This is a genomic window from Microcella alkaliphila (genome assembly GCF_002355395.1).
Lineage (GTDB): Bacteria > Actinomycetota > Actinomycetes > Actinomycetales > Microbacteriaceae > Microcella > Microcella alkaliphila_A.
In genome coordinates, this window is the sequence record NZ_AP017315.1 from 2479375 (window position 1) to 2501373 (window position 21999).

The window sequence follows — 21999 nt, forward strand, 5'->3', positions numbered from 1 at the left end:
GCGATACCGGCGCGATCGGATGCGGTGCCGGCGCTAGTGCGAGTGCCGCGGCGTCGCGTCCCCGCTCGACCCGATCAGGAAGTCGAGATCGGCACCCTGGTCAGCGCCCGTGACGTGCTCGACGTAGAGCCGTGACCAGCCGCGAGTCGTCGGTGCGACCTGCGGAACGTAGGCGGCGAGCCGAGCCTGCAGCTCTTCGTCACTGATGTCGACGCGCACGCGTCGCGCGGCGACGTCGAGCTCGATCATGTCGCCCGTCTGCACCACGCCAATGGGCCCGCCAACGGCGGACTCGGGGGCGACGTGCAAAACGCAGGTTCCGAAGCCGGTTCCGCTCATGCGGGCATCAGAGATGCGCACCATGTCGGTCACGCCCTGCTGCAGAAGCTTCTTCGGCAGGGGCATGTTGCCGATCTCGGGGAAGCCGGGGTAGCCCTTGGGCCCCCCGCCGCGCACCACCAGGACGGTGTCGGGGGTGACATCGAGATCGTCGTTGTCGGCGACCGCCATATATTCCTCGTTCGAGTCGAAGACCAGCGCGGGGCCCCGGTGATGCAACAACTCAGGGCTCGCTGCCGAGACCTTGAGCACGGCGCCCTTCGGCGCGAGGTTGCCGTACAACACCACGGTGCTGTTGCCGGCCGCCTGAACGGGGTTATCGAGGGGCCGAATGATGTCGGGGTTGTCGTTGCGCGCACCCGCAATGTTCTCGCCGACGGTCTGGCCGCTCACGGTCATCGCATCGAGGTTGAGCAGGGGCGCCATCGACGCCATCAGGGCCGGAACACCCCCGGCGTAGTAGAACTCCTCCATCAGATAGCTACCCGACGGCATGAGGTCAACGAGCAGCGGCACCGAAAAGCCCCCGCGGTGGAAGTCTTCGAGGTTCAGATCGATGCCCACGCGGCCGGCGAGCGCCAGCAGGTGAACGATGGCGTTGGTGGAGCCGCCGAGCGCCGCGTTGACCCGGATTCCGTTCAGGAAGGCGTCTCGGGTCAGCACATCGCTCATGCGCAGGCCGTCGTGCACCATGTCGACGATGCGGCGCCCGGCCAGCTGCGACTGCGCGAAGCGGCGAGAGTCAACCGCGGGGATGGCCGCCATGCCCGGCAATTGCAGGCCGACCGCCTCCATGATGGAGGCCATGGTCGAGGCGGTTCCCATCGTCATGCAGTGCCCGGCGCTGCGCGCCATGCAGCCCTCGGCCTCGAACAGCTCTTCCGTGCTGAGGCGGCCCGCGCGGTGCTCCTCGGTCAGCCTCCAGACGTCGGTGCCCGAGCCGATATCGCGCCCCCGAAACTTGCCGTTCAGCATGGGCCCGCCAGTGATCAGCAGCGTGGGCAGGTTCACACTCGCCGCACCCATCGCCAGCCCCGGGGTGGTCTTGTCGCACCCGCCGAGCAGCACGACCCCATCGAGGGGGTTCGAGCGGATCAGCTCTTCGGCCTCCATCGCCAAGAGGTTGCGGTAGAGGGAGGTCGTGGGGCGCATGAGCGGCTCACCGAGGCTCATCACCGGGAATTCGAGTGGCCACCCGCCGCTCTCCCACACCCCGCGCTTGACCGACTCTGCGACCTGGCGAAGATGCGCGTTGCACGGGGTCAGCTCTGACCACGTGCTCGCGATACCGATGACGGGTCGGCCATCGAAAAGGTCTGGCGCAAAACCCTGGTTGCGCATCCACGACCGGTGAATGAAGCCGTTGCGACCTGTTCCGCCAAACCAATCTTGGCTGCGTCGCCGTCCGGGATCGGAACTCATGCAAAACTCCCTACGATTTCCCACAATCCTATATGATCTTGGCTAGCGCAGGAGATACCTGGTGACGCACATGCCCATAGGAGAGACCCGGAATGCGAATCGGACGATTGGGAAGTGCCGGCACTGAGATTCCCGTAGTTTTCACGAGCAGTGACCGTGCGGTCGACGTCTCATCGATCATCCCCGACTGGTCGCGAGAGTCGCTGGCCAGCGGCGCGCTCGCCCAGGTGGGCGCGGCAGACCTGTCGCAGCTTCCCGACCTGCAGGTCTCTGACCACCGCATCGCCGCACCCCTCGCCCGGCCCGGCAAAATCGTGTGCATCGGGCTGAACTACCGACAGCACGCGAAAGAGACCGGAGCGACCGTTCCGACCGAGCCCGTGATCTTCATGAAGTCGGCCGACTGCCTCGTGGGGCCGTTCGACGACATCGAGATTCCCCCGGGCTCTGAGCACACCGACTACGAGGTCGAGCTCGCCATCGTGATCGGCTCGACCCTGCGCTACGCGGCCAGCACCGACGAGGCGATGGCGGCCGTCATGGGCTACTCGATCAGCCAAGACGTCTCGGAGCGCAAGTGGCAGTTGGAGCGCGGCGGCACCTGGGACAAGGGAAAGTCGTTCCCGACCTTCAACCCCATGGGCCCGTGGATCGACACCGACCCCGACGGCTCGCCGCAGAACCTCGACCTGTCGTGCTCGGTCAACGGCGAGATGCGCCAAGCGTCGACGACGAGCGACATGATCTTCACCATCGCCGAGGTCGTGCACTACGTCTCGCAGTGCATGGAACTGTTTCCCGGCGACATCATCAATACGGGCACCCCGGCCGGGGTCGCCATGGGCATGACCCCGACCCGTTACCTCGCCGCGGGCGACGTCGTCGAAACCACCATCGAGAACCTCGGCACCATTCGCAGTACCTGCGTCGCCGGGTGAGGGCAGCGCGGCGTGGCCTACGGTGACGTCGTGAGCTGCGGCATTACGTAACTGCGCATCGCGGTTCCGGCGAAGAATTCTGCCTGCTCATCGGCCGACAGCTGTGAGACGAGGGCCTCGGCCAGCTCGGTGACGTCGGTGTACGACCCCGCGAGCAGACACACCGGCCAGTCCGACCCGAACATCATGCGTGATGGCCCAAAGGCGTCGAGCACGACGTCGACGTAGGGTCGGAACGTGTCGGTGGTCCAGTCGTGCCAGTTCGCCTCCGTCACCATTCCCGACACCTTGATCGTCACGTTCTCGAATTCCGCGATGGCGCGAATGCTTGCCGCCCAGTCATCAATCTCGCCGTCGGCGATGCGCGGCTTCGAGATGTGATCGACAACGAAACGCGTCTCCGGAGCGTGACGAACCGCCTCCACCGCCGCCGGCAGCTGGTGGGCCAGCGTCAAGATGTCGTATGTGATTCCTGCTGCGCCCAGCCGCTGCAGATTCTTGACCACCGGCTCTCGCATGAGCCAGCGCGGGTCGGATTGGTATTGAGCGAGATCTCGAATTCCCACCAAAAATTCGCCAGCAGGATGCTCGCGGTACGCGGCCAGCTGGGCCGAAATATCGTCTGACTCCATATCGAGCCAGCCCACCACCCCCGCGACCTTGGGGTGCGACTGGGCGAGGTCAAGAAACTCCGGAGTCTCGTCGACGACGGCGACAGTCTGAACCAGAATGGTGTGGTCGATGCCGTGTGCCTCTAAGTGAGGTTCGAACTCGTCCATCTGGAACGTGCGCGAGATCGGCGCTAGAGCGTCGCCGACCATCCAGTCTTGTTCGCGAACAGACAGATCCCATACGTGGTGGTGTGAGTCAATCTTCATCGTGCTCCCTTTCTTCGGTTAGTCGAGAATCTCGCGGCCAACGATGACCGCGTGGTCGAGCGGTTCGCCGTCGACGAGCTTTTTCAGTTGGTCGTAGATCAGCCGGCGCATGCGCGGCTCGAATGCAGAGCTGTTGCCGCCGACGTGCGGAGAGATGATGAGGTTCGGGGCCGCCCACAGCCGGTGGCCGTCGGGCAGCGGTTCCGGATCAGTGACGTCAACGGCAGCGCGGATTCGACCCGTGGCGAGTTCGTCGATCAGATCCTGCGTCACGACGATGGGCCCGCGCGCCACGTTCACCAACAGCGCGCCGTCTTTCATCGCCGACAGGAAGGTCGCGTCGACCAAGCCAATCGTCGACGGCTTGGCCGGAAGAATCAGAATCACCACATCGAGGGTGGGCAGCAGCTCGGGAAGTTCGGCGAGCGTGCGCGTGCCGTCGCGACCTCGAGCGGTGAACGGCACGATCTCGGCCTCGAACGGCTCCATCAGCCGCGCGATGGTGCGACCGATCGAGCCGAAGCCGATGATTCCGACGCGGGCCCGCCACAGCGACTGGTACCGCTTCGGCCGCCAGGCACCCTGCGCCTGTGCGCGGTGAAAGTCATCGAAGCCCCGATTGCTCGCGAGGGTCAGCGCGAGAGCGAGCTCTGCGGTCGAGATGTCGTGAACGCCGCGGGCGTTGTGAATCGTCAGCCCCTCACGCGCGAACGGAACCGCGTCGTCAGAGCCGGCGTTGGGCAACTGCAGGTGCGCAAGCTTCGGCATTCTGGTCACCGGTTCCAGCCCGGCCAGGCCCGTCATGTACGGGGGCACGTAGAACGTGACCGACCCCAGGTCGGCGCTATCGAGCGGAGCCGAGCTCGGATTCAGCAGTTCAACGCCCGCCGGCACCTCGAGGTCGTCCCATTGAGTCCATGCCACGTGAGTCACCACGAGCCTCCTTCTAGCTCAGTCCACACCAATTCACTCGCCCGAGTGATCGCGCGAGTAAGGCGGTCGTCGTCGACACCGCCGTCGTCGTTCCAGCCGAGAACCGCGCGCACCTGCCGGCAGGCGTCCTCAAACTCCCCTGCATCGATGACGGCTCCCTCAAGCCGCCCCTCGCGAACCGGCTGCGTAAAGAAGTGCTCGGGAAGCGCATCCTCGTCAGAGCCGAGCCCCAACGACGCGTTCAGTTGCCGCAGAAAGCCGAGTCGCAGGCGGCCCAGCTGAAAGAGATCGTCGCGGCCAAACGGTGCGCCCTCGACCGCGGCCACAACGGAACAGATGGCGTCAACGGTGAGCTCTCGCGTCGGAGGCGCGGCAAATTCACACAGGCCGAGCGCGTCGACGGCGCTCCAGGCGAGCCACAACTGACCGAGCCCGGCACGCCGCTCGGCCGGCAGTGTGCCCATCAGCAGGCCCGTCGACGGCATTCCGAAGTCGATGTCGAGCCGGTCTTGATCGAGCCACGGCTGCCCCGCCTCGAAATCGATGTCGTGCTCGAGAACGTCGTAGCGGGGGCCGGTCGGGTTCAGGGCGTACCCGACAGCGAGCCCCTGATTGCCTCGAGGATCGAAGGGAGGGATCGGCATGCCCTTGACGCGAAAGACCGGGCGCGTCGCGTCGCCTCCCGCACGAATCGCATCCATCAGGGTCTGCCGCAGCGTGTCGGGGTGCAGGGGCTGACCGCGCAGCGCCTCGGCCGCACGGAGGTGCTCGATGCCCAGTTCGTGGCACAGGCTATTGACGGCGACCAGCGTCGCCGGGTCGGACACGTCGAGCAGCAACACGGCAGCGCTGATGCCGAGTTGGTGGGCCCTGCCCCCGTCAACGGGCGCGGCCGGGTCAGCCGAGAACGACTTCAGGCACCACTGCGGGCACTCGGCACAGGCCGACGAGCCGTCGTCGACAGCGAAAGCCATGAGCGACTGGGGGTCGAAGTCACGAACGCCGGCGCCGGCACGACCCGAGAAGTCGGCAGAGGCCGCGTAGCCTTCCAAGCCGGGGCCCGGCCAGGTGGCGAAGCCGGGGTAGGTCTTCTCACTCAAGGTCAATGGGTTGTCGGCGATGCGCGCGGCATAGTTCTGCGTGACGTCGACATCGACGGGCGTCGCCGCAGGCACCGTGCCATCGCCACGCAGAACGAGGTAGTCAAGGCGAAGGTCACCCAGCACGGCGCCGAGGCCCCCCTGCGTGGTGGGGAACCCGCAGTTGATGACAATCGAAGCGGCCGTGTCACCGCCTATACCGAACGCGCCGGTCGTGATCACCACGTCGTCGGCTGACTCGCGCACGTGTGCGTCTGTGTGCCACACGGTGTCGGGGGCGTCTAGGTCGTCTGAGTCGTCGGGGTCGTCGGGGTCTTTGTGGTCTTTGTGGTCGAGTCTCTCGCGGTGGCACCGAACAGTGTCGCCGAAGCCGTCGATGATCAGCCCGGTTCGCGCCTGCGCGGCTCCCACCACCACGATCGCGTCGAGGCCGAGACGGGCGAGGCCGTGTGCGAGAGGGCCCTCGAGCTGAGCCTCAGCGATGCCGGGGCCGCTACGCGATACCGCCGTGACCGTCGCCACCGCAGAACCCACCAGCCGCCGACCCGAGAGCGGGCCCTTGGCGATGATCAACCAGTCTCGCCGGTCGGCCACGACCAGGGCGTGCGCGATCGCGAGGTGCACGGGGCCGCGCCGCACGGGCCACGGAACCGAAATCACGCGCGATGATCCTGCGTCGTGACGAAGCAGGAGAATTCGCGCCATTACGCCTCGAGCGGCGTGATCAGCTCAGCCGATTCCAGATCAGCCCAGACGTCTTGCGGCACCGTGGCGTCGAACGCGACGATATTCGCCTCCAGCTCGGCCGGCGTGCGCACGCCCGGGTGGCGTCCCCTGTGGTGGTGTAGTTTCCCGGCTCGAGTGTCACGTTGAGAACGTGGTGAGCCATCGTGCGATGGTCAGTGAGTACCGATCAAAGTCACTCACAGGAAGACACAAACGCACGATGGCTCTTAACCAGTCTGCCCTCCTCGAGCTCCTCGGGGAACTGAAACTCACCGATGTCACCGACCGGATCCGGGTCGCGACCGAGACGCTCTACCAGGAGCTGATCGACGCCGAGGCTGCCGCGTTCATCGGCGCTGCCCCCTACGAACGTTCGGAGGGTCGGGTCGCGGTCCGCAACGGGACCCGACCCCGCACCCTTTCGACCACGGCCGGGGATCTCGATCTGCGGATCCCGAAGCTGCGCGCGGGGTCGTTCTTCCCGTCGCTGCTGGAACGCCGCCGCCGGGTCGACCAAGCCCTGTTTGCGGTCGTGATGGAGGCGTACGTCCACGGTGTCTCGACTCGCAAGGTCGACGACCTCGTCAAAGCGCTCGGCGCCGACACCGGGATCTCCAAGTCCGAGGTGTCGCGGATCTGCGCCAACCTGGACGAGGATGTCGCCGCGTTCCGAGACCGCCCGCTCGCCGACACCACGTACCCGTACGTGTTCCTCGACGCGACCTACTGCAAAGCGAGGGTCGGCCGGCGTGTCGTCTCTCAAGCCGTCGTCGTCGCCATCGGCGTCGCCGCGGACGGGCGCAGGGAAGTGCTGGGCTTCGAGGTCGGCGACACCGAGTCGCAGCCGTTCTGGACGACGTTTCTCCGCTCCCTCAAGGCCCGCGGCCTCGACGGGGTCAAGCTGGTCATCAGCGACGCCCATACCGGACTGATCGCTGCGATTGAGACGGTGTTCCAAGGCTCCGGCTGGCAGAGATGCAGGGTGCATTTCATGCGGAACGTGCTCTCCCAGGTCCCGAAGACCGCCGGCCCGATGGTCGCGTCGATCATCCGCACCATCTTCGCCCAACCCGACACAGAGCACGTCTTCGCGCAGTTCCACGAAGTCACCCGGATGCTCACCCGCTCGCACCCGAAGATCGCGGACATGCTCGAAGAGGCGAAGAACGACATCCTCGCGTTCTGCGGATTCCCGCAGCAGCACTGGCGGCAGATCTGGTCCACGAACCCGCTCGAGCGGGTGAACAAGGAGATCAAGCGCCGCACCGATGTCGTCGGCACGTTCCCGAACCCGGCGGCGCTGCTGCGCCTCGCCGGACACGTCCTCATCGAGCAACACGACGAATGGGACGGGGCCGACCGCCGTTACTTCAGCGAGCACTCCATGAAGCTCCTCAACGTCGAAAAAGAGGAGGTCGCGATCCCCGAACTCGCTGCGGCATAATCACAGAAGCTGATCCCGCACGTTGTTGAGAAACTCCACCACTCAAAGGGACGTCACCCACGCCCGTCACCACCGTCTTGACGGCAGGGTGCCGAAGGGGGAATTGCAGCCCCACTGACTCGACCGACACCCCGTGCGCCGCGATCGTCTCGTGGACGGCGCGAACCCTCTCCAAGATCTCGGCGGAGGCGGGAGCGTAATTGAAGGTCGCGCCCGGCTGCGGGTTGACGAGAACGCCCGAGTTAAACACGCCGCCGGCGACGATGGACACATTGCGCCGCACGGCCTCGGGAAGGAACTCCCCCGCGGCGTCCTGGTCGATGACCGTGTAGCGGCCGGCGAGCAGAACGACGTCAATGTCGGTCTCGCGCACGAAGCGCAGGGCGACCTCAGTGGTGTTGGTGCCGACTCCGATCGATGAGATGAGACCCTCGGCGCGCATGGCGTCGAGCGTCGGGTACGCCTCGGCGATGGCCTGATCCATGTGGTCGTCGGGGTCATGGATGAACAGACAGACGGGAGACCCGTTCGCTCGAGCGAGTGCTCGAGGCTCGTGCGGATGCCATCGGGGCTGTAGTCGTAGACGGGGACGAACGGCTCGAGGTCGTGGAAGATCGTCTCGCCCTCGAACTGACCGGGGTGCAGAACCCGACCCACCTTCGTCGAGATGGTGAATGAGCGGCGATCGAGCGGCGAAAGGTTCCTGCCCAATCGACGCTCAGAGCTCCCGTGCCCGTAGAAGGGGGCCGTGTCGAAGAAGGTGATGCCGTGCCGCCGGGCGGTGTCGACAATCGAATCGATGACGTTCTCATCGATTCCCTCGTACATGCCCCCGAAGGGCGCTGTTCCCAATCCCAATTGCGAGACGGTCAGGCCACCACGCCCGAGGTCTACCTGGGTTTCGTGAGCTGACATGCCACCCCTTCATCGCGGTGAATATGGATTTCCTTAGAATCCTATAGTCTTTCCGGCAAGGGTGGCTAGTTCGCAGTGTCGCGATTCCCGATATCGATGTTTGGAGATACAGACCATGACGCAAACCTCTTCTCCATTTTCTGGCGTGACCGTCGTCGTCACGGGTGCGGGTTCCGGCATCGGGCTCAGCGTGGCCACACGACTCGTCGCTGAGGGAGCTCACGTCTTCGGGCTCGACCTCGCCGAGGGCGGCCTCAGCGGGCTCGCCCCATACATTCACTGCGATGTGTCGCAAGAAGATTCCGTCGCCAGCGCCGTTGCCGAGGTGACTCGGCAGACCGACCACGTCGACGTTCTCGTCAACAATGCGGGCATCGGCGCCGTCGGCACGGTCGTCGACGCAACGACCGAGGAGTGGGAGAAGGTCTTCTCGGTGAACGTGTTCGGCACGGCGCGCGTGACCCGCCTGCTGCATCCCCTGCTCGCGGCAAGCTCGCGCGCCAGCATCGTCAATGTCTGCTCGGTCGCCTCAACAACCGGTCTTCCTCGACGCGCTGTCTACACGGCCTCGAAGGGTGCACTCGAGTCGTTCACGCGGGCGTGCGCGGCAGACCTCATCGCCGACGGCATCAGGGTCAACGGCGTCAACCCCGGCACCGCTGACACACCGTGGGTGCAGCGACTTCTTGGCCAGACTGCTGAGCCCGAGGCCGAGCGCACACGCCTCGAAGCCCGCCAGCCGATCGGCCGGCTGGTAAGTGCCGACGAGGTCGCCCACGCGATCCTCTACCTGGCAGACCCGCGGTCGTCGTCGACCACGGGAACGATCCTCGCCGTCGATGGCGGCATGGCGAGCCTGCGACTGCCCAGCTGAGGCAGCGCGCTCACGCGTCCCCCGCCGGCGCTCCGTTCACGTAACGCGCCGGCGGGGTGACACCTCTACGCAACCGCGCTGGCGCCCTTCTGAATGGCGTCCATCACCTGGGTGGACATGTCGTGGTAGCTCTTCGAGTTCTCGAGCTCACCCACGAATTGGTAGTCGCGCATGACCATGACTCGGTCGGCGATCTGAATCATTTCGACCAGGTCGCTCGAGATCAGGATCACCGACATGCCCTCGTCGGCGAGATCCATGATCAGGTTGTGCAGGGCTGCCTTCGTGCGCACGTCGATGCCGACCGTGGGCTCATCGATGATGATGATCTCGGTGTCCGCCGCCAACCACTTCGCGACGCTGACCTTCTGCTGGTTTCCGCCCGACAGGTTGCCAGCCACCTGGCTCACCGACGAAACGCGGATTCCCAACTGATCGATGTACTTCTCGCTGAGCCAGGAAACTTTTCGCGCAGCGCATAGTTCTTATTCGCTAGTGTGTGCGCCATGGCACACAAGATTGTTCTCGTCGACGACCTCGACGGTACCGAACTCGGCGATAACGCCGTCACCACGCGCTTTTCTTTGAATGGCGCTCACTACGAAATCGATTTGAATGAGTCGAACCAGCAGAAGCTCGCCGACGCGCTCGCTCCGTTCGTCGCTGCCGGTCGGCGCGCCAGCGCTGGCGGGGCATCGGGGCGGGCAGCCGCTCCGAAAAGGCGAGGCGCAGCCGCCAAGTCAAACACCTCCGCAATTCGCGAATGGGCGAACGCCAACGGCCACCCCGTCGGAGACCGCGGCCGAATTCCTGCGCATATTGTCGAAGCGTACGAAGCGGCCACCGGAAAGTAGTGGCACCGCGAGCATCCGCTCGCATTAATCAATAATCGGATGATCGGGGCTGGGCCCGTCTCGTGGAGGCGGCACCCAGCCCCGACTGTTTGTCTGGGCGCATGAAAATTGCCATCGCCGGAGGACACGGAAAAATCGCGCGGCAGCTGTCGCGCCTGCTGAGCGCGGGCGGCCACGAGCCGTGGGCGCTCATACGCAACGCCGACCACACCGCCGACGTCGAAAACGACGGGGCGCGCGCCGTCATCGTCGACCTCGAGCGCGACGGGGATGACGCGGTCGCCGAAGCGATCACCGGGGCCGACGCCGTCGTGTTCGCCGCCGGGGCCGGAGAGGGCAGCGGCGCCGAGCGCAAGCTCACCCTCGACCGCGACGGGGCGATCCTGCTCGCCGACGCGGCCGTGCAGGCGGGCGTGCGCCGCTACGTGATGGTGTCAGCGCGGCGTGCCGACACGTTCGACCCCGACTCGGACGACGTGTTTCAGGTGTACCTGCGGGCCAAGAGCGAAGCCGACGCCGCCGTGCGTGCCCACGACGACCTCGACTGGACGATCATGCGCCCGGGCGGGCTCACCAACGACGAGGGCACCGGGCGGGTGCAGGTCGGCGACGACGTGTCCGGAACGATCCCGCGGGCCGACGTCGCTGCGGTGCTGTATGCGCTGCTCGTGACCGGCCGCGGCGTGGGTGCGCAGTTCGAACTGGTGAGCGGCGACACTCCGATTGCGGAGGCCGTCGCGGGGTTGTAGGGGGTCTAGCTGCTTGGCGAGCGCCTACGTGCGCGTGACCAGGATGCTCATCCTGTCCAGAGTCTGCGCCCCAGACGGCACGTAGCCCCAGCTGGCGGGATCTGCACGGGCAGCGCCGATCGCATTCGACAAGAGTCGCCTTTCTCGCCGGTCAAGGGCGGGGTGGTCCCGCACGTCATTGGGGACCAGCAAACTGCCGAGCACCACCAAGTCACCCAGGTGCCTGTTTCTGTTGCGGTCCAAGACAACCGTGTACGCAGCAGCCTTCGCGACCAAGGAACCGAGGAGCGTAGGTCGCGGGATACTCCCCACCCTGCCTTCGACGTCGACCAGGACCGTCTCGGTCCGATTGAGAACCTTCTGAGCTCCCGGGGTTTCGAGCGCTCGACCGCCGAACGCGCTGCGTCTATTGGCCGCCCGCGCTCCGAGGTGCCGTGGGACCAGGACATCGATCTCGGCGGCGCCCTTCACCCACCGATGGTCAATACCTTCTGGCGTTGTTTGCGCCACAAGCCCCATGTCCTTCAACGCCGCCGTCACTTCTGGGTAGATGTGCGGCCGTGCTCGAACATCGAGAACGGTGTCGATGTCATCTGTGGGTCGAGCGAGATCGGAGCCTCGCTGGGCGCACCACAGGTGCACCATCTGCCCACCCACAAGAGCCCACCCCTCCGGCCGGCGCTCCGCAAGATCCATCAACGTCTGCCAGCCGGCGCTTTGCGCGGCAGACATTGCGGGCATGATCACGACATCACTCACGCGAACCCATTTCACGAATCAGTCGCTCGGCTTGCTGCATCTCTCGTGCGTCACCATCGGCCAGGTCTGCAGCGATGATGAGCCACGGCAATGGCGTGACAAGGGGCCGGTCCGCGATGCGCAGTACAGCATTCGCCGACTCTGCAGCGGGAACGAGCAGGTGGTCTGCTACGACACCATCAATCTCCGACGATGGGACGTACACGTCAACGGAGTTGGGCGATCGCATACCCGCCCGAGGGTCGCTCTTCCCTCCGGCGACGACCCGCGGGTCGTTGAGAAGAGCGACAGGATCCGGCGCTGACCAGCGCGAAGCCCTCGCTCGGCGCGCCATCACGGCGCCGAGTACGGAGACAGGATCAGACGCATGGGAAATGTCGCGCCACCGCGCTCTCAGGCGCGAGGCCTCAGATGAAGAGAGCTCAGTCGGACGGCGACCCGCGGCAACCTCAGCGAGCGACCACGCGATGCGCGGACTGAGTGGCTGCCCTGCGCGACGAGAACGCGCGGGCATGCTGGCGGGATCAACAAGCCATCGGCCCGCGATCCGGCGGCCCGCGAGTTGATCGTTGCGCAGCATTGCTCGCACGCGTTGCGGGGAAACGCCGAGTGTCGCAGCAGCCTCCTCGACACTAATCTGATTCATGACAGTATTATTGCGTTTGCGAAATAAAACTGTCAATGCTCTTTCAGAGTGGGACTGTTCCGCTAACGGAAGACCCTTCGCTCAGCCCGCGACGAGCTCGGCCGCCTGGCGGGCGATCGCCAACTCTTCATTGGTCGGCACGACGAGTACCTTCGGGCCCTCAAGCGCCGGCGAGATGATGCGGGCGCCTCGCACCGCGCGGCCGTTCAAGAAGCGGTCGACGCGCAGGCCGAGGTGCTCGAGACCCTCCATGACGCGGGCGCGCAGGGCAGCGTTGTTCTCGCCGACGCCGGCCGTGAACACGACCGCGTCGAGGCCGCCGAGGTGCGCCAGGTACGCGCCGATGTAGTGGCGGATGCGGTACGCCCACACGGCGAGCGCCGCCTCGGCGAGCTCGTCGCCGGCGGCCGCCGCATCCGTGACGTCGCGCATGTCGCTGCGGCCGGTCAAGCCCAACAGTCCGCTGCGCTTGTTCAGCAGCGCGTCGATCTCGTCGACGCTCAAGCCCGCCACGCGGTGCAGGTGTACAAGCACCGCCGGGTCGAGGTCACCCGACCGCGTGCCCATCACGAGGCCCTGCAACGGGGTCAGCCCCATCGACGTATCGATCGAACGCCCGCCGTCGACCGCCGTCACACTCGCGCCGTTGCCGAGGTGCAAGACGATCAGCTTCAGCTCCTCCAGCGGGCGGCCCAGCACCGCCGCGGCCTGCCCGGCCACAAACTGGTGACTCGTGCCGTGGAAGCCGTACTTGCGCACCCCGTGCTCGGCGGCGAGCTCGCGGTCGATCGCGTACGTGAACGCCTCGGGCGGCATCGACTGGTGGAAGGCCGTGTCGAAGATCGCGACGTGCGGCACGTCAGGCAGCACCGTCATCGCCGCCCGGATGCCCGCCAGATTCGCCGGGTTATGCAACGGCGCCAGCGCGCTCAGCTCGTCGATGGCCCGCCCGACCGCGGCATCGATCAGCGTCGGGGCCGTAAACCGGGCCCCGCCGTGAACGACGCGGTGACCGACGGCGGCGATGCGGGCATCCGCGCCGAGAGCATCCAGCACCTGACGCATGCCGGTCGTGTGGTCGGGGGCGTCGCCGCCCTCCTCGCCGATGCGCTCGAGAGTGCCGGCGAGCACGCGCTCGCCCGATGCCGTGTCGATGAGTTGGTACTTGATCGAGCTCGACCCCGAATTGACGACGAAGACACGCATCAGGCCTCGCCCCCGTCAGCCGCCGCGCTCGTCACACCCGACTCGGCCGCCGCGGCCGCGTCGTCGCGCGAAATCACCGGAATCGCCGTCGTCGCCGGCGGCGGCGTGCGCTGCGCCTGAATCGCCGTGATCGCGACCGTGTTCACGATGTCTTGCACGAGCGCCCCGCGCGACAGGTCGTTGACCGGCTTGCGCAGGCCCTGCAGCACCGGCCCGATCGCCACAGCGCCCGCCGAGCGCTGCACCGCCTTGTACGTGTTGTTGCCGGTGTTCAGGTCGGGGAAGACGAACACCGTCGCGCGCCCGGCGACCGGCGAATCGGGCATCTTCGTCGCGGCGACGCTCGGCTCGGCCGCCGCGTCGTACTGAATCGGTCCCTCGACGAGCAGCTCGGGCTGACGCTCACGCACGAACGCCGTCGCGGCCCGCACCTTCTCAACGTCATCGCCCGAGCCCGACTCCCCCGTCGAATATGACAGCATCGCCACGCGCGGCTCGATCGCGAACTGCTGCGCCGTCGCCGCCGACGATATTGCAATGTCGGCCAGCTGCTCGGCCGTCGGGTCGGGCACCACCGCGCAGTCGCCGTAGACGAGCACGCGGTCGGCCAGGCACATCAGGAACACGCTCGACACGACGCTGACGCCCGGGTCGGTCTTGATGATCTCGAAGCTCGGGCGAATCGTGTGCGCCGTCGTGTGCGCGGCCCCGCTCACCATGCCGTCGGCGAGCCCCATGTGCACCATCATCGTGCCGAAGTAGCTGACGTCGGTCACCACGTCGCGGGCGAACTCGACCGTCACACCCTTGTGGGCGCGCAGCCGCGCGTACTCCACCGCGAACTGTTCGCGCAGCTCCGTGTCGAACGGGCTCAGAATCTCGGCCGCCTCGAGATCGAGGCCGAGCTCGGCGGCGCGCGCACGAACATCCACCTCGTCGCCCAGAATCGTGATGTCGCACACCGACCGCTTCAGCAGCGTGGCGGCCGCGCGCAGCACGCGGTCGTCGCTGCCCTCGGGCAAGACGATGCGCTTGCGCTCGCTGCGGGCCCGCTCGAGCAGGTCGTACTCGAACATCAGCGGAGTCACCACGTCGCTGCGGCTCACGTCGGCCCGGTCGAGCAGCGTCTCGGCGTCGAAGTGCTTCTCGAACAGCGCGAGCGCCGTGTCGTACTTGCGCTGCGAGTCGGCGGCCAGGCGCCCGCGGCTCTCGGTGATGCGCAGCACCGTGTCGTACGTGCCGTACGGCGTGCGGATGATCGGCAGCGTCGGGTCGAGCCCGTCGATCAGCGACTGCACGCTGTCGGGCGTCTCAAAACCGCCGTACAGGATGATCGCGGCGATACTCGGGAACGTCTCACTCGCGTGCGCCATCAGCACCGCCAGCAGCACCTCACTGCGGTCGCCCGGAACGAGCACCACGGCGCCCTCGGTGAGGCGGGGCAGCACGTTCTCCATGCTCATGCCGGCGACGACGGCGCCCAACACCTCGCGTTGGAGGAGAGCCTCCTCGCCGCGCTCGAGTTCGCCGTCGCAGGAGGCCATGACGGCGGCCACCGTCGGGGCGATCAGGTAGCGGTCTTCGGGAATCGCGCCCACCACCGCGTCGGGGGCGAGCGTGGCCAGCTCGGCGCAGATGTCGTCGAGCCGGTCGGCGTCTGCCCTGTTTGCCACCAGCGCCAGCAGGGTCGCGTGCTCGTGGGCGAGCTCGGCGACGGCCGCCTCGGCCGCGCGGCGCACCTCGTCGGGGGTGCGCGGGCCCGACTCGGCGAGGCCGCGGCCGCCCGCCGCGCCCGACGCCCGGCCGCCGATCACCAAGACGACCGGGGCGCCCAGGTTCGCGGCGATGCGGGCGTTGACGGTGAACTCGGTCGGAGTCGAGACGTCGGTGTAGTCGGAGCCGACGATCACCACGGCGTCGCACTGCCGTTCGACCGCCCGGTACCGCTCGACGATCGTCGCGAGCGCCTGCTCGGGGTCGGCGTGCACCTCGTCGTAGCTGACGCCGATGCACTCGTCGTAGGTGAGGTCGACGCCGTCGTGGGCGAGCAGGGTCTCGAGCACGTAGTCGCGGTCGGCGGCGTGGTTGGGGGCGTTGCTGGCGCGGTCGCCGGAGTTGCCGGCGTTGGTGGCCGCACCGTGCGCGGTCGTGCGGGCGATTGGCCGAAACACCCCCACGCGCTGCACGCGGCTCGAGAGCGCATCAAGCACGCCGAGCGCCACGGTCGACTTACCCGAGTTGCCCTCGGCGGACGTGATGTACAGGTTGCGTGCCATTGGCTCTCAGCCTAGAGAGGGGGCCTGTGTGGGGGCTAGTAGTACTTGGTTAGGTTGGTCCAGCGCGTTGGCAGTAGGGGCAGTGGCTGAGCAGGCGGATGACCGCGGTCTGAAGGTCGCGGAGGATGCCGTAGAAGCTCAGGCTGCCCCGCGGGCTTTTGGGTCCGCGCTCAGGCGCTGGATCGTGATGAACAGGTGCGCGGCGCTCACGAGCGTGACGTGGTGGTGCCACCCGGGCCAGGTGCGTCCTTCGAAGTGGTCCAGGCCCAGGCCGTGCTTGAGTTCGCGGTAGTCGTGCTCGATGCGCCAGCGGATCTTCCCGAGCCGAACCAGCTCCGCGATCGGCGTGTGGGCGGGGAGGGTGGACAGCCAGTAGTCGGTGGGCTCGTCCGCGTCGTCCGGCCATTCGGCGAGTAGCCAGCACTCGGGTAGCGATCCGTCGGGCTCGCGGGGCAGGTTCCGGTTCGCGGGGCGCACCCGCGTGGCGGTGAACCGGCTGGTCATCATGCCGCGTGATCCTTGCCGCCACGACACCTGCTCGAACGCGTCGTCGCCGAGGGCTGCGATGAGGCTCTTCGCGCGGATCGGGTCACTGCGGTAGCTGGCCTGCACGGGTGGCCGCCCGCGTCCGCGGTAGGGCGGCATCTCGAACACCGCGGCTTCGGGGTGCATGCTGGTGTCCGACTTCACCTGCACCACGTAAGGGATTCCGCGGTCGGTGAGCGCGGTGCGGAAGTAGCCGATCTCGCCGTATCCGGCGTCGGCGCAGATCAGCGGCGGCAGCAGCCCCCAGCTGCGAAGCTCGTCGATCATCTCCAGCGCGAGCTCCCACTTCGGTCGATGCCGCACCGCGTCGGGGATCTGCGCCTTCACCCGCCGCGCGACGACGAGGTCGGCGTGCTCGTTGGTGTCCGAGCAGGTGTCGTCCCACGATTCGGGAAGGAACAGCCGCCAGTCCAACGGGCAAGACGCCGCATCGGTGACCGCGTGCACGGTGACACCGATCTGCACGTTCCCGACCTTTCCGAGCGTGCCCGAGTACTGCCGCGCCACCCCAGGTGAGGCTGGGCCGTCCTTGACGAACCCGGTGTCATCGACAACCCACGCCTCCGGCGACAACAGCGACGCCGCCTTACGGGCGAGCCGACGACGCACCGGCTCGACAGGCCACGGCGAGGAGGACACGAACTGCTGCAGCTGCTGATAATCGATGCCGAGCCGGTCGCCCATCGGCTGCATCGACTTCCGCCTGCCCTCCAGCATCAGGCCCTGCAGATACAGGCCACCCTTGGACCGCTGATCCTTCCGAGCCAGCGACGCGAACACCTCACCGACGAACTCGTCCAACTCGACCCGCACCCGCTCGATCTCATCCACCCGCACGCCGCGAGGTTAACAGTCACCACGACCATTAACAAGGACCTAACCAAGTACTACTAGGGGAGTGCGGGCGGATGCACAGGGACGTCCGCGCGGACGGTGCGCGAGCATCCGCGCCAGAAAGAAAAAGGGACCCCTCGCGCACCCGCCAGAGCCCGGTTACCCTTGCTGCGTTTCCGCCCTGGGGGAGTTGGCCTGGATGGCGCCACGCGAGGAGCCGTCCCCCACTTTACCGGTAGTATCGCCGGGTCGGGTTCGCGCGCTCATTCCGAGTGTGATGTGCGGGCGCGGCACCTGGAGGATTCGCCTAGTGGCCTATGGCGCACGCTTGGAAAGCGTGTTGGGTGCAAGCCCTCAGGGGTTCGAATCCCCTATCCTCCGCCAAAGCCTCGTGGAACGGCATCGCGCACGACAGAATGATGCGCGTGAGCGAAACTGAGAACGCCCGGCCGAAATGGATGACCGGAATCCTCACGAGCGGGCCGTTCCGCTTCGGGTTTGTCACCACCCTCGGCGTGCTGCTCGCGCTGCTGCTCGGCGCGGCAATCGTGTCGCTCAGCTACGCCATCATGCTGATCTTCTTGGCGATCTTCATCAGCCTCGGCCTGTACCCGGTGGTGACCCGGCTGCAGAACCGTGGGGTGTCGAAGACGGGCGCGATCCTCATCGTGCTGGCCGGGTTCATCGGCATCGTCGTCGCCATGGTGCTGCTCATCACCCCCATCGTGATCGAGCAGGCCACCGAACTGATCACCACGGTGCCGCAGTACCTGACCGACATCGAGAACCAGGCGTGGTTCGTGAACCTCGACACCGACTTCGGCGGGGCGCTGACCACGCTGCTCGCCCTCGTGACCGACGCGGTCGCCGACCCGAACACGTGGCTCGTCGTCGGTGGAGGCGCGCTCGCCATCGGGGCGTCGATCGTCAACGGGGTGTTCGGCATCATCTTCGTCGTCGTCATGACCCTCTACTTCGTGGCCTCGCTCGACCAGATGAAGGGCGCCCTGTACGAACTAGTGCCGGCCTCGCAGCGCCGCGGCTTCCGCGAGTTAGCAGAGGAGATCTTCGACTCGATCGGCAAGTACCTCATCGGGCAGATCGTGCTCGCCGCCCTGAACGCGACGTTCTCGTTCATCCTCTTGACGATCCTCGGGGTGCGCTACGCGGTCGTTTTGGCGTTCCTCGCGCTGTTTATCACGCTCATCCCGATCATCGGGCCGGTGATCAGCACGACGATCATGACGGTGGTCACCCTGTTTGAGTCGCCCGTCACCGCGCTCATCGTCGCCGTCGTGATGATCGTCTACATGCAGGTCGAGTCATACGTGCTGACCCCGCGGATCATCGGCAAGGCGATCAGTATTCCGTCGGCGCTCGTCTTGATCGCCGCCTTCATTGGCGCCACGCTCTTGGGGCTGCTCGGCGCGCTCGTCGCGGCGCCACTCGTCGCGTCGATCCTCCTGATCCTCAAGAAGGTGATCGTGCCGCGGCAGAACCTGCAGTGAGAAGGGGGCCGCTCGGGAGGAGGGCGCTTCGTGAGGAGTGCGCCTCGTGACACGGCCACGGGAAGTGCGCAACCTTTGCCGCGACTGCTCCGGTGTAGGAGTTCCTACAGCGGAGTAGTCGCTGGCGGGGCGGCGAAGATCCGGGGCAGAACGCGCACGGGCACCGCAAGCGCGAGCGGCAGCACGAGCACGACGAGCACCGTCACGACCACCTGCTCGACGTCGATGAGCGTGCCGACGTCGGCACCGGCGGCACCGTCCGCGATCAGCCACACGTACACCGGCAGCAGCGCCAACTGCACGATCAGCGACACCGGGGCGAACGCCACCGCCCGCGCCGTATCGCCGCCCGCCAGCTGCGTGAATGTCAGAAGCCAGTCGGTGCACGGCACCACCAGCAACGTCACGAACAACAACACGGCGAGCGCCGGCAGAACCGCCACCCCCACCGCCGCACCCGCCGCGGGGGCAAGGACGCCGAGGGCGAGGCCGGCCGCGATCGCCGCCAGGTAGACGAGGACCTGCAGGCGCTCGAGTCGAGACGGGCGGGTCACGGGCGGCAGGGCGGTCGTGGGCGACGGAGTGGTCGGGTCGACGCTCAGGAGCGGGCCGCGTCGGTCGCACTCGCGCGTGCCGACGCCCGGTCGAGCGCCCGGCGCCGCCCCACGCCCCACGCGAGGAACCCAACGGCGAGACCGAGCGACACGAGCCCGAAGGTTAGCGAACCCCAGGCGATGATGAGCGGCACCGAGAACGCCGTGATGAGACCGCCGCCGAGGAACGGCTCGTAGCCGAGCTGCTTGTATCCGTAGGCGTTCGCAGCATTCGTGCGGCGCTGGGGGTCGACCATGTCGGCGAGCACGAATCCCGTCGCGACGTTGCCCTGCGACTGCCCGAAGTCGGCGATGGCGTGCTCGAACCAGTCGCGGCCGTGAATGCGAGGGCCGAAGAACAGCAGGGCGGTGACGCTCCAGGCGACGGCGATCACCGTGAACACGATCAGCACCGGCACGTTCGCGCCGAGGGTGGCGAGGCTCATGGTGCCGATCGCGGCGGCGATGGCGAGCGCGATACACATGAGGGCGACCGTCACCGGGCCCATGCCACGGTTGTCGGGCTCTGCGTCGCGCTCACTCGGGTCGACGCCCGCGTTGTTCAGGTCGTGCACCTCTTTACCCGTCAACGGGGTCGTGCGGGCGAGCTGAATTCTCGGGTTCCTCACCGCCCAGCGCACGAGCAGCGAGCCAAAGACGATGCCCGTCACCATCGAGATGGTCGCAAGCCCCAGGCCGAGGTCAATGAGATCGCTCGCGCCAGCCTCTGCGAGCAGCGGACCCATGCCCGCGATCGTGCCGTGGCCGCCCGCGAACGACATCTCGATGATTGATCCGGCGAGGTCGGTCACGCCGAAGAAGGGTGTCAAGATGAGCGCGACCGCAAGCGCCCCGAGCGCGAACTGGCCGAAGGACAGCGCGCTACCGAAGATCACGTGCGGCGCCGAGGCTCTCCAGATCTGCGCGGGCTTCGGCAGCTTGTTGCCGAGCATCACCGCCGCGAACACGACGTTGATCAAGAGCCCGGGCAGCGTTGCCCAAATCGCCAGCACCTCGCCCGGGATCGCTCCGTCAGTGTCCGTCCACACCCCGAGTATCTGCGGCCCGATCAGCAGGATCACGAACCCCGCGATCACCGACGTCGGGATGAACAGGGACGCGAACAGCGGAACGTAGCGTCTGACGACGGTCGCCAGCAACAGCACGATGCCGAGCACCACGATCGAGAAGCCGGCCCACTGCGCGTCGCTCAGATCAAAGCTCATAGCATCTAGTCAAACAAACCGCGCCGGAGGGCTCGCAAAAACTAGGCCGATCGCGCCCACTCATGTTGCCCTCCGTGACGTTCAGTCACCGCACGCTACGGCCCATGAACCGCCGTTTCCACCCGTGACATCGCCGCTTGGGGAATCGATTCCGGCCTGCCATAACTGACGGACACAGCCATCGTTTCACCCCGAAAGGAACCATCATGTCCACCCCAGACGCACCACAGCAGAGCGACCTCAGAGCGACGCTCGACGAGCGCTCAGCCGGCCGTCGCCGATTCGGCTTCATTGCCGGCGGGATTGCCGCTGCCGGCCTTCTCGCCGCGGGAGTCGTGTTCGCGGCCTCAGCACTCGGCGGAAACACTGCCGGCGCCGAGGGCGCCGCAGCACCGGAAGACACCCCGAGCGAGCCCCTAACCGTCCGCATCGCCACGAGCCAGGACTCCGACTTCCAGACAGCAATCGCCGAGGTCGCCCGCGAGAAGGGCCTGATCGTCGAGTGGGTGAACCTCTCGGACTGGGTGCTGCCGAACACTGAGCTCGCCGCCGGTTCCGTCGACGCCAACGCCTTTCAGCACATCCTGTACCTCAGCAACTTCAACGTGCAGAACGATGAAAGCCTCACGCCGGTCTTCTCGACCGTCATCACGCAGTGGGGAATCTTCTCGGCCACGCTCGACAGCCTTGACGAGTTGGAGGCCGGTGCACGCATCGCGATTCCCGACGACCCGTCGAACGGTGGTCGCGCCCTGTTCATCCTCGAGGCCGCCGGCCTTCTCGAGATCGCCGATGACTCGGGAGAGTTCCCGACGCTCGACGACGTCACCAGCAACCCGCTGAACCTCGAACTCGTGGCCATTCAGGCGACGACGATCCCGCAGCAGTTTGACGACCCGAGCCTGTCGGCCGTCGTTGTCGGAACCGCGTACTTCGACCCGTCGCAGAACATCACGAGTGACGACGCGCTCTACCTCGACAACTCGCTCGACGAGGCGAACCTGCCCTACATCAACGTGATCGCCACGCGTGACGAGAACAAGGATGATCCGGCATGGGAGATCCTCCGCGAGGCCTATGCCGACCCGCGTGTCGCCGAGGCGCTGCAGATCGAGAGTGCCGGGGCGACGACGCTCGTCCAGGTGCCCACCGACACCCTGCGCTCGAAGCTCGCCGACCTCGAAGAACTCGCCCGCGCGAACCTCTAGCACCAGGATCCACATACCAATGACG

19 protein-coding genes, 1 tRNA gene, 1 other RNA gene and 1 pseudogene are annotated in these 21999 nt (G+C 66.7%); 8 read left to right on the forward strand and 14 right to left on the reverse strand.

Features of this window, described 5'->3' with window-relative positions; all coding sequences use genetic code 11:
- Positions 1–33 precede the first annotated feature (33 nt).
- Positions 34–1761, reverse strand: a complete 1728-nt coding sequence (locus tag CPY97_RS12125) for an IlvD/Edd family dehydratase (protein WP_096423055.1) — start codon at positions 1759–1761, stop codon at positions 34–36.
- Positions 1762–1853: 92 nt separating this feature from the next.
- Between CPY97_RS12125 and CPY97_RS12130 the strand changes: the two genes are divergently transcribed.
- Complete coding sequence (locus tag CPY97_RS12130) at positions 1854–2699, forward strand: fumarylacetoacetate hydrolase family protein (RefSeq protein ID WP_096423056.1); 846 nt, start codon at positions 1854–1856, stop codon at positions 2697–2699.
- 17 nt (positions 2700–2716) lie between these two features.
- Here the strand turns inward: CPY97_RS12130 and CPY97_RS12135 are convergent, their stop codons facing one another.
- Genes CPY97_RS12135 through CPY97_RS12145 form a run of 3 tightly spaced genes read right to left on the reverse strand, consistent with a single transcriptional unit; the run spans position 2717 to position 6270 of the window.
- Complete coding sequence (locus CPY97_RS12135) at positions 2717–3577, reverse strand: amidohydrolase family protein (protein WP_096423057.1); 861 nt, start codon at positions 3575–3577, stop codon at positions 2717–2719.
- Positions 3578–3595: 18 nt separating this feature from the next.
- On the reverse strand, positions 3596–4510 hold the full coding sequence (locus CPY97_RS12140) for an NAD(P)-dependent oxidoreductase (RefSeq protein ID WP_197702231.1): 915 nt from the start codon (positions 4508–4510) through the stop codon (positions 3596–3598).
- Entirely contained in the window at positions 4507–6270 is a 1764-nt protein-coding gene (locus CPY97_RS12145) for an aldehyde ferredoxin oxidoreductase C-terminal domain-containing protein (RefSeq protein ID WP_161494130.1), read from the reverse strand. Before CPY97_RS12145 ends, CPY97_RS12140 begins: the two co-directional genes overlap by 4 nt.
- A gap of 286 nt (positions 6271–6556) precedes the next feature.
- On the opposite strand from CPY97_RS12145, the gene CPY97_RS12150 reads away from it, so the two are divergent.
- Positions 6557–7780, forward strand: coding sequence for an IS256 family transposase (locus CPY97_RS12150; RefSeq protein WP_096420889.1), 1224 nt, complete (start codon positions 6557–6559; stop codon positions 7778–7780).
- Here the strand turns inward: CPY97_RS12150 and CPY97_RS13820 are convergent.
- Positions 7731–8291 carry an aldo/keto reductase gene (locus CPY97_RS13820; protein WP_419866126.1) on the reverse strand — a complete coding sequence of 187 codons (561 nt, stop codon included), beginning with the start codon at positions 8289–8291 and terminating at the stop codon, positions 7731–7733. The two genes, CPY97_RS12150 and CPY97_RS13820, sit on opposite strands and share 50 nt — an antisense overlap.
- Before the next feature lie 23 nt (positions 8292–8314).
- Positions 8315–8695, reverse strand: a pseudogene (locus tag CPY97_RS13905) (aldo/keto reductase); the annotation flags it as partial.
- Between the two features lie 145 nt (positions 8696–8840).
- Here CPY97_RS13905 and CPY97_RS12165 point away from each other — a divergent pair.
- Positions 8841–9569 carry an SDR family oxidoreductase gene (locus CPY97_RS12165; protein WP_331716210.1) on the forward strand — a complete coding sequence of 243 codons (729 nt, stop codon included), beginning with the start codon at positions 8841–8843 and terminating at the stop codon, positions 9567–9569.
- Positions 9570–9634: 65 nt separating this feature from the next.
- On the opposite strand, the gene CPY97_RS12170 is transcribed toward CPY97_RS12165, so the two are convergent.
- Entirely contained in the window at positions 9635–10009 is a 375-nt protein-coding gene (locus CPY97_RS12170) for an ATP-binding cassette domain-containing protein (protein WP_096423062.1), read from the reverse strand.
- Between the two features lie 66 nt (positions 10010–10075).
- On the opposite strand from CPY97_RS12170, the gene CPY97_RS12175 reads away from it, so the two are divergent.
- Together CPY97_RS12175 and CPY97_RS12180 are read left to right on the forward strand one after the other, a co-directional pair.
- A complete protein-coding gene (locus CPY97_RS12175) occupies positions 10076–10423 on the forward strand; it encodes a histone-like nucleoid-structuring protein Lsr2 (protein WP_096423063.1) in 348 nt (115 codons plus the stop codon).
- A gap of 101 nt (positions 10424–10524) precedes the next feature.
- Positions 10525–11172: an NAD(P)H-binding protein gene (locus CPY97_RS12180; RefSeq protein WP_096423064.1), complete on the forward strand. Its 648-nt coding sequence runs from the start codon at positions 10525–10527 to the stop codon at positions 11170–11172.
- A 24-nt stretch (positions 11173–11196) separates the two neighbouring features.
- On the opposite strand, the gene CPY97_RS12185 is transcribed toward CPY97_RS12180, so the two are convergent.
- From CPY97_RS12185 to ffs, 5 genes are all read right to left on the reverse strand, one after another.
- Positions 11197–11931 (reverse strand): hypothetical protein, encoded by a 735-nt coding sequence (locus CPY97_RS12185; RefSeq protein WP_096423065.1) that lies wholly within the window; start codon positions 11929–11931, stop codon positions 11197–11199.
- A gap of 727 nt (positions 11932–12658) precedes the next feature.
- Positions 12659–13786 carry an acetate/propionate family kinase gene (locus CPY97_RS12195; protein WP_096423067.1) on the reverse strand — a complete coding sequence of 376 codons (1128 nt, stop codon included), beginning with the start codon at positions 13784–13786 and terminating at the stop codon, positions 12659–12661.
- Entirely contained in the window at positions 13783–16059 is a 2277-nt protein-coding gene (gene pta, locus CPY97_RS12200; protein WP_096423068.1) for a phosphate acetyltransferase, read from the reverse strand. Before pta ends, CPY97_RS12195 begins: the two co-directional genes overlap by 4 nt.
- Before the next feature lie 138 nt (positions 16060–16197).
- Positions 16198–17442, reverse strand: coding sequence for an IS701 family transposase (locus CPY97_RS12205; protein WP_150129172.1), 1245 nt, complete (start codon positions 17440–17442; stop codon positions 16198–16200).
- A 122-nt stretch (positions 17443–17564) separates the two neighbouring features.
- Positions 17565–17661, reverse strand: an RNA gene (gene ffs / locus CPY97_RS12210) — signal recognition particle sRNA small type.
- A 74-nt stretch (positions 17662–17735) separates the two neighbouring features.
- On the opposite strand from ffs, the gene CPY97_RS12215 reads away from it, so the two are divergent.
- Positions 17736–17823, forward strand: a tRNA-Ser gene (locus tag CPY97_RS12215).
- A gap of 41 nt (positions 17824–17864) precedes the next feature.
- Positions 17865–18947, forward strand: a complete 1083-nt coding sequence (locus CPY97_RS12220) for an AI-2E family transporter (RefSeq protein WP_231923952.1) — start codon at positions 17865–17867, stop codon at positions 18945–18947.
- 104 nt (positions 18948–19051) lie between these two features.
- On the opposite strand, the gene CPY97_RS12225 is transcribed toward CPY97_RS12220, so the two are convergent.
- Positions 19052–19501 (reverse strand): hypothetical protein, encoded by a 450-nt coding sequence (locus tag CPY97_RS12225; RefSeq protein WP_096423673.1) that lies wholly within the window; start codon positions 19499–19501, stop codon positions 19052–19054.
- Positions 19502–19545: 44 nt separating this feature from the next.
- On the reverse strand, positions 19546–20766 hold the full coding sequence (locus CPY97_RS12230; RefSeq protein WP_096423069.1) for a sodium/glutamate symporter: 1221 nt from the start codon (positions 20764–20766) through the stop codon (positions 19546–19548).
- 206 nt (positions 20767–20972) lie between these two features.
- On the opposite strand from CPY97_RS12230, the gene CPY97_RS12235 reads away from it, so the two are divergent.
- A complete protein-coding gene (locus CPY97_RS12235; protein WP_096423070.1) occupies positions 20973–21974 on the forward strand; it encodes a MetQ/NlpA family ABC transporter substrate-binding protein in 1002 nt (333 codons plus the stop codon).
- Positions 21975–21999: the final 25 nt, after the last annotated feature.

Bases quoted from the DNA above. Each gene is read 5' to 3' on its own strand.
- CPY97_RS12235 (WP_096423070.1), top strand. From the start codon at position 20,973: ATGTCCACCCCAGACGCACCACAGCAGAGCGACCTCAGAGCGACGCTC.
- CPY97_RS12150 (WP_096420889.1), top strand. From the start codon at position 6,557: ATGGCTCTTAACCAGTCTGCCCTCCTCGAGCTCCTCGGGGAACTGAAA.
- CPY97_RS12130 (WP_096423056.1), top strand. From the start codon at position 1,854: ATGCGAATCGGACGATTGGGAAGTGCCGGCACTGAGATTCCCGTAGTT.
- CPY97_RS12175 (WP_096423063.1), top strand. From the start codon at position 10,076: ATGGCACACAAGATTGTTCTCGTCGACGACCTCGACGGTACCGAACTC.
- pta (WP_096423068.1), bottom strand. From the start codon at position 16,059: ATGGCACGCAACCTGTACATCACGTCCGCCGAGGGCAACTCGGGTAAG.
- CPY97_RS12180 (WP_096423064.1), top strand. From the start codon at position 10,525: ATGAAAATTGCCATCGCCGGAGGACACGGAAAAATCGCGCGGCAGCTG.
- CPY97_RS12135 (WP_096423057.1), bottom strand. From the start codon at position 3,577: ATGAAGATTGACTCACACCACCACGTATGGGATCTGTCTGTTCGCGAA.
- CPY97_RS12125 (WP_096423055.1), bottom strand. From the start codon at position 1,761: ATGAGTTCCGATCCCGGACGGCGACGCAGCCAAGATTGGTTTGGCGGA.
- CPY97_RS12230 (WP_096423069.1), bottom strand. From the start codon at position 20,766: ATGAGCTTTGATCTGAGCGACGCGCAGTGGGCCGGCTTCTCGATCGTG.